This window comes from Paenibacillus sp. NPDC056933, assembly GCF_042674385.1.
Classification (GTDB): domain Bacteria; phylum Bacillota; class Bacilli; order Paenibacillales; family Paenibacillaceae; genus Paenibacillus.
Window position 1 is genome coordinate 191,473 of the sequence record NZ_JBHUQN010000001.1, and the last position, 12,063, is coordinate 203,535.

10 protein-coding genes are annotated in these 12,063 nt (G+C 51.7%); all 10 read left to right on the top strand.

What is annotated here, in order from left to right; all coding sequences use genetic code 11:
- Nucleotides 1–12: 12 nt before the first annotated feature.
- The 10 genes from ACFTRD_RS00850 (at nucleotide 13) to ACFTRD_RS00895 (ending at nucleotide 12,032) form a co-directional block, all read left to right on the top strand.
- Nucleotides 13–1,527: a response regulator gene (locus ACFTRD_RS00850; protein ID WP_379377105.1), complete on the top strand. Its 1,515-nt coding sequence runs from the start codon at nucleotides 13–15 to the stop codon at nucleotides 1,525–1,527.
- A 34-nt stretch (nucleotides 1,528–1,561) separates the two neighbouring features.
- A complete protein-coding gene (locus tag ACFTRD_RS00855; RefSeq protein WP_379377107.1) occupies nucleotides 1,562–3,367 on the top strand; it encodes a cache domain-containing sensor histidine kinase in 1,806 nt (601 codons plus the stop codon).
- 99 nt (nucleotides 3,368–3,466) lie between these two features.
- The gene (locus tag ACFTRD_RS00860; RefSeq protein WP_247900969.1) at nucleotides 3,467–4,837 is read left to right on the top strand and encodes an ABC transporter substrate-binding protein; all 1,371 of its coding nucleotides are present in this window, start codon (nucleotides 3,467–3,469) and stop codon (nucleotides 4,835–4,837) included.
- Between the two features lie 164 nt (nucleotides 4,838–5,001).
- Complete coding sequence (locus ACFTRD_RS00865; RefSeq protein WP_082704040.1) at nucleotides 5,002–5,805, top strand: carbohydrate ABC transporter permease; 804 nt, start codon at nucleotides 5,002–5,004, stop codon at nucleotides 5,803–5,805.
- 6 nt (nucleotides 5,806–5,811) lie between these two features.
- Nucleotides 5,812–6,642, top strand: coding sequence for a carbohydrate ABC transporter permease (locus tag ACFTRD_RS00870; protein ID WP_192263905.1), 831 nt, complete (start codon nucleotides 5,812–5,814; stop codon nucleotides 6,640–6,642).
- 118 nt (nucleotides 6,643–6,760) lie between these two features.
- Entirely contained in the window at nucleotides 6,761–7,831 is a 1,071-nt protein-coding gene (locus ACFTRD_RS00875) for a M24 family metallopeptidase (RefSeq protein WP_379377110.1), read from the top strand.
- Between the two features lie 23 nt (nucleotides 7,832–7,854).
- Nucleotides 7,855–9,051 carry an NAD(P)/FAD-dependent oxidoreductase gene (locus ACFTRD_RS00880; RefSeq protein ID WP_379377113.1) on the top strand — a complete coding sequence of 399 codons (1,197 nt, stop codon included), beginning with the start codon at nucleotides 7,855–7,857 and terminating at the stop codon, nucleotides 9,049–9,051.
- Nucleotides 9,048–10,049, top strand: coding sequence for a proline racemase family protein (locus ACFTRD_RS00885; RefSeq protein WP_379377115.1), 1,002 nt, complete (start codon nucleotides 9,048–9,050; stop codon nucleotides 10,047–10,049). Before ACFTRD_RS00880 ends, ACFTRD_RS00885 begins: the two co-directional genes overlap by 4 nt.
- 24 nt (nucleotides 10,050–10,073) lie before the next feature.
- The gene (locus ACFTRD_RS00890; RefSeq protein WP_379377117.1) at nucleotides 10,074–11,096 is read left to right on the top strand and encodes a proline racemase family protein; all 1,023 of its coding nucleotides are present in this window, start codon (nucleotides 10,074–10,076) and stop codon (nucleotides 11,094–11,096) included.
- A gap of 48 nt (nucleotides 11,097–11,144) precedes the next feature.
- Nucleotides 11,145–12,032 carry a dihydrodipicolinate synthase family protein gene (locus tag ACFTRD_RS00895; protein WP_379377119.1) on the top strand — a complete coding sequence of 296 codons (888 nt, stop codon included), beginning with the start codon at nucleotides 11,145–11,147 and terminating at the stop codon, nucleotides 12,030–12,032.
- Nucleotides 12,033–12,063 lie beyond the last annotated feature (31 nt).

A 12,063-nucleotide genomic window follows, 5' to 3' on the forward strand; every position in this document is an offset into this window, starting at 1 on the left:
AGGGGATGAAATATGTTAAACATTTTGGTTGTGGATGACGAACCGAAGCACAGAAGAGGACTGTCCCGAATGCTGAAGGCTCTGAAACCGGAGTATAACATTTTTCATGCCAGAGATGGGGAGGAGGCTTTGCAAAATTTGAATGTTCATCCGATGGATCTGGTGTTCACGGACATTCAGATGCCGGTTATGGACGGCCTGGAATTAATGGAACAATTGACCCGCCGCGGAGGAAATGAAAGCGTTGTCATACTGAGTGCTTATTCGGATTTTGTTTATGCCCAGCGTGCGCTCCAGTTAGGCGCCAGCGATTATTTGCTAAAACCGGTGGAAGAACAGAACATCCTGCCGCTGCTTGCAAAAGCGGAGCGTAAAGCCAGCACTGCCCGTCTTGCATGCATAGAATCTGCACTTTCCGAACTGTTGGAAGGATGTCCGTCCAATCAAGATTATCGATTATTGGAGAGCGCATTCCCGGAATTTAAGCAAGGGATCGTTCTGACCGCTGTTTTTGGCATGGCGAAGGACCATCAATTTCTGCTCAGCAGCCTCCAAGACCGGCTGCTCAACATGATGGAGAAATCCGGATTCTCCTGCGCTTTTTGCATGAAGGAACAAATGCTCACCGCCTTGATTATGAACTCCGAGTCTTCCTCCATGGTGACTGCCGGCTTTGAAGACAAGATGCAAGAGGTCATTCAACACTTCCTACGGGCATACGGGGCGGAATTAACGCTTGGCCTTGGACGTTATTTTGCCGAATGGCAAGAAGCCAGGCAAGCTTACCAGCAGGCGTGCCATGCGCTCAAAGCCAGGTTTTATAAAGGCGGAGGGGCGCTGTATGGAGCCGAGCAGATGAATAATGGAGACCGGCCTGCCGTCGTGAAGCTTGAAGTAAACGGGCTGACCCGAGCGGTCCTGTCCGGAAACAAGCCGGAAATTGAAGCCTGTCTGGATTCGGCTGTTTGCCAGGATTCCGGGAACGGCTTTCCCGAGCCAGAAAAATTGAAATACTTTCTCGCCGCCTCGATCGATCAAGTTATCTCCCTTTTAATGGAAAAAGGGCTTGCGCCCTTACATAGCACTGCCTATGAGGAAGCTTTGCTTCACTGTCATACCGTTGATGAACTAAAAGAGGCGGCCCGGGAGTGGCTCTTCGAGCTGACGGATCGTCTGGATCAACGGCGGCAGTGCAAAGCCGAGTCCATTATCGACAGCTGCAAAGCCTATATTGATACGCACTATGGCGATGGCGATTTGTCATTGAGCACGCTGGCAACGAAATTTCATTTTAATCCCTCGTATTTTTGCATGTTGTTCAAAACACATTCCCACATGACCGTCCATCAGTACATCGCCCACACCAGAATGAGGGCGGCTGCTGGCCTGCTGCTGCAGACCTCCCAGAAGGTTTACCAAATTGCCGAGAGCGTAGGATATAAGGACGCAAAGTACTTCATTCGTCTGTTTCGCAAGGAGTTTGGCACAAGCCCCGAAGAATATCGCCATTTATCCGCTACTCTCTAAAAGGAAGGGATGTCATTTGAGAGGACGTTGTCTATTGCCGCGTTTTAAGGATCTCAGCTACAGGTTCAAGCTTTTCCTGACCTATGCACTCATCGTTTCGCTCCCCCTCAGCATCCTGAGCTGGATGTATTTTCATTCAAGCCGGGAATTTGTCTCCGAATTTGCAAGGAAAAATCTGTATTCCATCGTAAAGCAAAATAATGAAATCATGGACGCCGAGCTCGCGCAGGTGGAAGAAAGCAGCCTGGCCATCATCGCGGATCAAACGTTGTATGAGCAGTATCTGCATGCAAACCCTGCAGATGAATACAGTATGATCTCGATGGAGAAAAAGGTTAGCCGGACGTTAAACACGTATTTTACGGACTTGGGGCAGATATATTCCATACATCTCATTACCAGTTATTCCAATATTGGCCCAACGGGCGCCTCCGCATTTATTCCGTATAGTAATTTCAACCAAACAGCATTGTACCGGGCTGCTTTACAGGGGGAAGGGGCTATGGAGTGGGTGCCGACCTTCTCGTTTGATCAGATGTTTAAGCAGGATATCCGCCGCTCCAAGCCTCCCGAATATGTTCGCCTGCTGGCGGGTGCCCGCTTGCTGAAGCTGTTCAATATCAATAACGGCGAAGTCGTCGAACTGCAGGGCAAGGCCGAGCTTCCCGTGCTGGCCGTTGTTTATCGGCCGGAAATCTATCATTCCCGCTTCGCCGACACGCTCCCTTCCGCCGGAGCTTCTTTTTTTGTGGTCAGCCCGGACGGACAGCCTGTGGCGGGCACGTCCATGGAGCATGGAATGGCAGGCATCGATCTCGCTTGGCTGGATGAAATGACGGAGATGAAAAGTGGCACCTTGACGGTGATGCAGGATGGAAAGCCGCTCATCGTTTGTTTTGATACGTCTAAGGTGACGGGATGGATCTCGGGTGTCACCATCTCGCCAGAAGCGATGGTAGCGGCTTTTTTGCCAGAGATCAAATCTTATACCTTCTATTTGGCCATTATTCTCCTGTTTATTTCGCTCCTGCTCGCGTATGTTTTTGCCAATTCCATTACCAGGCCCATTCATCAGCTACTCCAGGCAATCAAAAAAACGAGCGAAGGTGAATTCGACACGCGAATACCCGTGGAATCCTACAACGAAATGGGGCTGTTAATCCACAAATTTAATCAAATGAATGTCAAAATCAACAATTTGATTGAAGAGAATTACAAAGTCAAGCTGCGGGAAAAAGAAACAAAGATCATGTCGCTGAACATTCAATTGAATCCCCACTTTATGTACAACACGCTGAATATCATGAATTGGACGGCGCTTGAAAACGACCAAAAAGAGTTGAGCCGCATGATTGTCAGCTTGTCCTCCATGTTGCAGTACACCTCCGAGAACAGCCAGGACATCGGCGATTTGGCCCAGGACCTGAACTGGCTGAAACATTATATTTACATTACCAATCAGCGTTTCGAAGATCGGTTTACCGTCAACTATTGCCTTGCCCCTGAACTGTATGCATACCAAGTTCCCAAGCTGTTCCTGCAACCGTTTATCGAAAACGCGATTGTTCACGCATTTTCCCGTTTGCACAGCGGGGGAAGGATCACCATCCGGGGATGGATGGCTGACGGTGAGCGTTTTTTTACAGTGGAGGATAACGGCACGGGTATCGCTCCAGACAAATTAGAAGAGCTTGCAAAACTTGAAGGCGAGTCGATCGGTATCCGGAATGTGGACAAAAGAATCAAACTCATCTATGGAGACGGCTATGGCGTCACTCTGACTTCAGTTGAAGGACAGGGCACAACGGTAACAATCAACCTTCCTGTATCAAACGTGTGAAAATACTCCACCAATACAAATATGTTGGAATTTTATTCGGAACGGCTTTTTTTTACAATAAATATACAAACCATCAGCCAATGAATGGAGGTTTCGTAGATGAACAAAGCCAAACGTGTCGCAGGAGTGGTCTTATCGTCTGTTCTGACGATCAGCTTGTTGCTGACGGGATGCTCGGACAGCGGAGGAGGTCCCGAAGCCCAAGGTGGCAAGAACGGCCAAAAGGAGCCGGTCACGCTTAAATTTTCCTTCTGGGGAGACACCATTGAAAAGAAAACGGTTACAGAAGCGCTTGAGCGCTTTGAGCAGGAAACCGGCATCCAGGTAGAGCCGATGCATGTTCCAGCGGATTATTTGACCAAAATGACAACGATGGTCGCAGGGAACGTTGCGCCGGATCTCGGTTATTTGTCATCGGGGGCCGCTCTGAGCTGGGGACGTGACGGGAAACTGCTAAACCTCACACCGTTTATGGAGAACGACCCTGATTTTAAAAAGGAGGATTATCTGGACCAGATATGGTATGAAATCGAACCTGGCAACATCATCGGGATGAGTACCGCCGTCGAAGGTTATGGTCTTATGTACAACAAGGATTTGCTGCTGGAAGCTGGGGTCGAGCTGCCTCCAACGGATGCGAACAAAGCATGGGATTGGGACACGTTTGTGGAGTACGCCAAAAAATTAACGCTGGACGATCAAGGAAGAAATGCGTTGGATCCGAATTTTAACCCGGATAAAATCAGACAGTTTGGCCTTCAGTACGATCCGTATAACATGATGGCGGCGGTAGTCTCCAATGGTGGCAACTTCCTGACCGAAGACGGCACAGGCTTCGGGCTTGCCCGGCCGGAAGCGATCGAAGCGATTCAAAAGCTTGCAGATCTGATGTATGTGCATCATGTTTCCCCTACTCCGCTGCAGACCAAAAACATGCCGGACACGGCGCTTCAGACCAAAAAAGTCGCCATGACGGTATCCGGCAACTGGGCGCTTCAAGCCTTTGCGGAACAGGATTTTAATCTTGGCGTCGGGGTCCTGCCAAAGCTGAAGGAAAGCAACACGCTGCTGGACGGCGCGCCAACGGTCATTTTCAAATCAACCAAACATCCTGAAGAAGCTTGGCTGCTGTACAAATATATGACGGACCCTGAATCGGTGCTGCCGCTGATCGAGGGCGGATTATGGATGCCGCTGAAGAAAGAGTGGTACACGAATCCCGAGCTGATCAACAAATGGGCAGCAGGGAACAAAGCGCATCCGGAAGGCTACACGGAAGCCTTTATGAAACAAACCATTGAAAACGGATTCCGCACTCCCGGTTTTGAAGTGAAGAATCTCGACAAGATCAACGCGCTCGTCACGCCCGCACTCGATTTGGTGTGGACGGGCAAACAAAAAGCGGAAGAGGCGCTAAAAGGCGTGGAGCCCAAAGTACTGCCGCTTATTGAGGGATATTACGGAAGGTGATCCTTTTCCGGCGGCAGCAGCAAACCGCGTTCTGTTCATGACTTGAAGGATATTCATTGAAGATAGGGGGGATTCATATTCAACATAAACGCCGAATCGCAATGGCGGGCATTCTGTTTGCCCTACCCAGCATTTTGGGACTGATGTTGTTTGTCATGCTGCCGATGCTTGCCAGTTTGCTGCTCAGCTTTACGGATTACCGGATTGTCAACACGCCTAAATTTATCGGACTCGCCAATTATATTCGGCTCTTTGACGGAACGGACCCCTATTTCTACAACTCGTTATGGGTCACCTTGAAATACGTGATTCTCCGTGTTCCGCTGGGCCTTGTGTTCTCTTTTATGGCTGCGTTTTTGCTGAACATGCAATTCATTCGCGGCAAATCCGTCTTTCGCACGATCTTTTACTTGCCGTCTATTGTGCCTGCTGTCGCCTCTTCCATGATCTGGCTCTGGTTGTTCAGTCCCGATCTGGGATTGTTCAACAGCTTTCTTGAAGCGTTGAATCTGCCCACGCTCAACTGGCTGTATTCCGAACAAACGGTGGTGCCTTCGATTGTGCTGATGAGTCTTTGGGGGATGGGCAGCACGATCATCATCTTCCTGGCGGGCTTGCAAGGGGTGCCGCGATCCTTGTATGAGGCGGCCACTGTGGATGGTGCCGGCGCCCTCCGGAAATTCCAGCATATTACGATTCCGATGATGACGCCAATTATCTTCTTTAATTTGATCATGGGGTCAATCGGAGCCTTTCAGGTGTTTACTGAGGCGCTGATTATGACGCAGGGAGGTCCCAATAACGCCAGCCTGTTTTATAACTACTATATTTACCGGCAGGCCTTTCAGTTTGGCGAAATGGGGCAAGCCTCCGCCATTGCGTGGATTCTTTTTATCATCATCCTTTTGGTTACGGTTATATTCTTCCGCACATCGAAGTCCTGGGTATTCTATGAAAGCGAGGTGTAGCTCCCTGTGAAGAAAAGCCGCCGTATTCAGCAAATTATCGTGTATTTGTTCCTCATTGGGGGAGCTGCCTTCTGTTTACTCCCGCTGTTTTGGCTGGTACGCAGTTCGATGATGAATTCGCTGCAAATTTTTGAGATGCCTCCGAAGTGGATTCCTTCGCCGTTTCGGCTGCAAAACTATGTGGAGGCACTGACCACCATCGACTTTTTCCAGTTTTTCCGCAACACCTTGTTCATTACCGTCAGCTGTCTGTTTGGAGCACTCTTTAGCAGCTCGATTGGAGCCTACAGCTATGCCAGACTAGAATGGCCGGGAAGGCGGCTCTTCTTCGGCTTGCTGCTGGCCAGCATGATGCTTCCCAGCGCCGTCACCTTGATTCCCACTTTTATCGGCTGGAGGTTTGCCGATCTGATCAATACGTATTTTCCGCTGATTCTGCCGGTATGGTTGGGCTCTGCCTTCGATATCTTTTTGCTCCGGCAGTTTTATTCCACGATACCGAAAGACATGGATGAAGCCGCATATGTGGATGGGGCAGGCCCGTGGACCATTTTCACCCGGATCATCATTCCTTTGTCCAAACCGCCACTCATCGTGATTGGATTGTTTTCCTTTATGAATTCCTGGAACGACTTCATGGGACCGCTGGTGTACTTGAATGAGGAGAGAAAGTTCACGCTGGCACTAGGCCTGCAGATGTTCCAGTCGCTTCACAGTGCGCAGTGGCACCTTCTGATGGCGGCCTCGACCGTGGTCATTTTACCGGTCATCGTGGTTTTTTTCATAGGCCAGCGTTATTTTATCGAAGGGATTACGTTGACCGGAATGAAAGGGTAACTCGGGCGTAGGCATAGCCATAATTCAACATTATTGAATATAATTCAATTCAGTTTCGTAACATGCTGTAAAGGCAGCAATTTCGGCTTTGTCACAATACGGAGGGAGCGTAAAAAATATGGAAGCTCAGCGACTCAGCAAGGTAAGGGAAGAGATCGAGCAGCAGGAAATGGATGCACTGTTGATTTCCAGTCCGTTTAACCGGAGATATGTTACCGGCTTTACGGGAACTGCCGGTTGGGCTGTAATTACTCAGGATCAAGCGTGGCTAGTGACCGATTTTCGTTATGTCAGCCAAGCGGGGCAGCAAGCCAAGGCATTTGAAGTGGTGCAGCATGGGGGTCAGCCGCTTGAGCTGATCCACGAAAAACTGGGCGCCGCCGGCGTCAAGAAAATGGGATTTGAAAAACATCATGTTCCCTTTGCCGACTATGAAACGTACGAGCGCACGTTTGCCGGCATCGAACTAACGCCAATTGGGAACGTCATCGAAAAGCTGCGAGGCATTAAGGATGAGGGGGAGCAGCACTGTATTCGGAAAGCAATCGAAATTACGGAAAAGGCCTTTGCGTTTATTCTGGGTGTAATGAAGCCTGGCGTTACCGAAAGGGAGGTGGCGGCGGAGCTGGAATATTTCATGCGCAAAAACGGCGCGGTGTCGTCGGCGTATCCGATCATCGTCGCTTCCGGCGCGCGCTCGGCACTTCCGCACGGATTAGCCAGCGACAAGCCACTCGGAATGGATGAATTCGTGACCATGGATTTTGGCGCGAATTACGAAGGATACTGTTCCGATTTGACGCGCACGGTTTTTATCGGCAAACCGACCGAACGCCATCGGGAGATTTACCAGATCGTGCTGGAAGCGAACCAATCCGTCCTGGAGGGGCTGAAACCGGGAATGACCGGGAAGGAGGGTGACTCGTTGGCCAGGGAATATATTTCCGGCCGCGGGTATGGGGATTATTTCGGTCATGGTCTCGGCCACGCCTTCGGTTTGGAGATTCACGAGCCCATGCGGTTTTCCCAACAAACGGAGGATAAGCTGGAGCCCGGCATGATTATGACGGTTGAACCCGGCATTTACCTGCCTGATTTTGGGGGCGTCCGCATCGAAGACAACATTCTGGTTACCGATACGGGCATCGAGGTGCTGACAACATCGAATAAAGAACTGATTGTGCTGTAAGAGGGGAGGCAAGGGATCGATTCATGAATGCTGAATCTGCGGAGGTTGTTGTTATCGGCGGCGGGATTATCGGCATGTCCATCGCTTATTATACGGCGAGGCAAGGTATGGATGTGGTTGTGGTGGAGCGGGGAGAACTCGCCGGAGGGACCTCTTCCAAATGCGACGGCAATATTCTTGCGATTGACAAGGATCCCGGCTTTGACAGCCAGATGTCCTTAAAATCGCAGGAACTGGTGGCGGAATGGGCCCGGGAGCTCGATGAGGAATTTGAGTATCGCGCCCCCGGAAGCATCCTTGTCTGCGAGACGGAAGAGGAGATGCTTGCCGCCGAAAACTGGGTTTTACGCCAGAGGGAGGCCGGCCTTCCGTTCCGCATGCTCGACCAAAAAGATCTGCGCAGCGAATGGCCAGCGCTGGCCGAAGATCTGCTCGGCGGCTTAGAGTGCGCAACGGATTCCACGGTAAATCCGGTGCTGCTCACCTATTCGCTGGCATCCGCCGCTCGCCGGTATGGAGCCAGGCTGCGGGTTCATACATCCGTTACGGCGATTATGCTTGATGCTCAGCGGAGAATCCGCGGGGTAGAGACCACCGGCGGCACGATTCATGCACAGACCGTCATCAATGCTGCCGGGGTATGGTCGAAGCATATTGGACAAATGGTCGGGCTGGATATTCCGATTGAACCCCGCAAAGGGCACATTCTGGTCGCTTCCCGCTGGGAAAGCATCGGGAAGCGAAAGGTGATGGAATTTGGTTACCTGATCAGCAAGTTTGGCGGAAAGCGGAGCGTGGACCCGAAATTTGAACAATACGGGATCGCGCTTGTATTCGAACCGACCGCATCGCAAAATTTTCTGATTGGATCGAGCCGCCAATTTGTAGGGATGGACGCTCGCGTGGACCAGGAGGTCATCCGGCTTATCGCCGAAAGGGCAATTCGCTTTTTCCCTGCCCTGGAACAGATTCCGCTGCTTCGAACCTACGCGGGATTGCGTCCCTGGACACCGGATCATCTGCCGATTGTATCTGCCGTTGATGAAATTCCCGGGTTCTACATCGCGGCCGGACACGAAGGTGATGGCATCAGCCTGGCCGCCGTTACGGGAAAAGTCATTAGCGAAATGCTGAACGGAGCGGAGACCTGTATTCCGGTTGATCCGCTGCGTTATGACCGTTTCCGCCACGAGGCGGGCCGACAGGAGGTAATCTTTTGAGAATATCCAAGCTGGTGAGCACAATCGACACGCACACGGGGGGGAACCCCACCCGGACCGTGACAAGCGGAGCACCCGAGCTGATCGGCCGTACAATGACCGAGAAGATGGTGTACATGTCCGAACATTACGACCATTTCCGCCGGGCTCTAATGCTGGAACCGCGGGGGCATGAAGTGATGTCAGGCTGCATTTTGACCCCGCCGTGCAATAAAAGTGCAGACATCGGGGTTGTCTTTATCGAAAGCGGTGGATACTTGCCGATGTGCGGACACGACACGATCGGCCTATGCACGGCACTGATCGAGGGAGGAATTTACCCCGGGAACAAAGACGTTATCCATTTGGATACGCCAGCAGGAATGGTTAAAGCAAAGCTTACAGTGGAGGACGGGAAGGTAAAGAAGGTTTCGTTCACGAACATCGCTTCTTTTTTATACCAATCGGATGTACGGGTTCGCGTTGAGGGTATTGGCGTCATTTCCGTTGATATTGCGTATGGCGGCAATTTTTACGGGCTTGTGGACGCGCGCCCGCTTCATCTGCCACTCGTTCCCGGACGGGGTTCGGAGATCGTGGAGCTGGCGATCAAGATCCGGGAGGCGATCAATCGCGAAATCGAGGTGGTACATCCCGAAATTTCCGTCATTCGCGGACTCACCCATATTGAGTTTTACAGTGATCCGGTCTCGCCGTCCGCCAACTGTCGGAATACGGTTGTCGTACCCCCTGGCGGCATCGACCGCTCTCCATGCGGCACGGGAACTTCTGCGAAAGTTGCCGTGCTTCACGCCAAGGGGGAGCTAAAAAAAGGGGAGGAGTTCGTGCATGAGAGCATCGTAGGCTCCTTGTTCCAGGCAAAAGTATTGGAAGAAACGACCGTGGGCGGTTTGGCGGCAGTCATTCCCGAAATATCCGGTTCAGCGTGGATTACGGGCTTTCATCAGTTTGTTTATCAGGAGCAGGATCCGTTGAGTCAGGGATTTTTCCTGCTCTAATGAATTTTACCGGAGGGCGGCATTATGGAAACAACGAAGTGGTATGCGGCGCTCGATACGCATTCCTGCGGTCAGCCGCTGCGGATCATCACCGGGGGGGTGCCTCAGATCAATGGCTCCTCTCAGCATGCGAAGTCTTTATTTTTCAAACGGCATTTCGATTCCGTCAGGAAGCTGCTGCTGGCTGAACCGCGAGGGCATCGTGAGATGACGGGAGCGATTGTAACGGCATCGACAACGCCAGAAGCGAGCTTTGGATTGTTATTTCTGAACCAGGAAGGCCTTTCGGCCATCAGCGGCCACGGAATCATCGCGGCCGTTGCGGCATGGGCGTCGACGGGACAGCTATCTGCTTCGGACGCTGCCAACGGCGTTCTGATCGATTGCCCGGCCGGAACAGTCAAGGCATTTGCAGATTTCGACGGGCATGAAGTCCGGTCAGTTTCTTTTTTGAATGTCCCAAGCTTCGTTTATGCCGAGCAGCTTGCGGTGAAGGTTCAAGGCATGGAGGCAAGGGTCGATGTCGCTTTTGGCGGTGAGTTTTATGCTGTGGTCGATATGTCAGCTTTGGGAGACGGGGATGTGTTCAACCTTCCGAAGCTGCGTGAATGGGGCAGGCTGATCCGCGAGGAGGTCGAACGGCGGCTTGAGGTGAAGCATCCGCACCTGGACTGGATATCCGGAATTCACGGCGTCTTTTTTTATCAAAGGGGAGATGCATCGTGCGATGACCGAAACCCGAACCGGCTCGCATATCGCTGCACGGCTGCATTTGCCGGAGAGCAGCTTGACCGGTCGCCAGGAGGGGCTGGCGCCTGCGCTCACATGGCGGTCCTGCATTCCTGCGGTTCGTTGAAGCCAGGGCAGCAGATCGTTTATGAAGGGATCACTGGCGCACGAATCGTGGGAAGCATCGAAGGGGAAAAGGACATTTACGGGTATAGAGCCGTCATTCCTCGGCTCACCGGAACCGCTCACATCCTGGGATTCATGAATTTCTTGCTCGATCCGTCAGACTCGCTGCCGGAAGGTTTTGTTCTGTACTGAATCGAGGTTGATATTGAAATGGATAACACTGAAGGGAGAAATGTCAATATGGCAACATTTGAAGGGGTTTATGTCGCGCTTGTCACACCGTTTACAGCGGATTACGAGGTCGATTACAAACGTCTGGCGGAGCTTTGCGATGACCTTATCTCACAAGGCGTGAATGGCTTGATCCCGACTGGATCATTAGGCGAATATGCGACATTAACGCGGGAGGAGCGGGCCAAGGTTGTGGAGACGGTCATCGAAACCGCGGCAGGCCGAGTGCCTGTAGTGGTCGGTTCCGCGGCGCCTTCCACCAAGCAAGTGGCAGATTGGGTACGGCATGCCAAGGATGCGGGAGCTGCCGGCGTGATGGCACTGCCACCGATTAATTACAAGCCGCTTGAGTCTGAGGTTATCGCTCATTATGAAGCGGTGAATGAGGTGGGTTTGCCGATCATCGTTTACAACAACCCGCATGATTACAAAGTTGATTTGACTCCCCAGCTGCTTTCCAGGCTTTCCGAGCTTGAACATGTCGTGGCCGTGAAGGAATTCTCCGGGGACATCCGCCGCGTGCACGATATTTTGGCCCATACGGATCTGGAAGTGATGATCGGCGTTGACGATTTGGCTATGGAAGGTGCGCTGTGCGGGGCAACGGGCTGGATTTCGGGCGTGCCAAATGCTCTGCCTAAGGAAGGAGTGGAGTTATTCAATCTGGCGAGACAAGGCAAAGTTCGGGAGGCGACTGTTCTATATCGCCATCTTCTCCCTTTGTTCCACTTTGATGCCAGTCCGCAGCTTGTGCAATCTATCAAATATATGATGGAACTGGCCGGATTCCCGGTAGGACCGACGCGTCCGCCTCGCCTGTCACTCCCGGCAGCCGACTATATCGCCATCAAAGAAGCATTTGAGTTTGCCGTGAAGCGCGAAATAAGCCAGCCATGAAGCCTTAACCAATAAAGCTGAATTATGAATC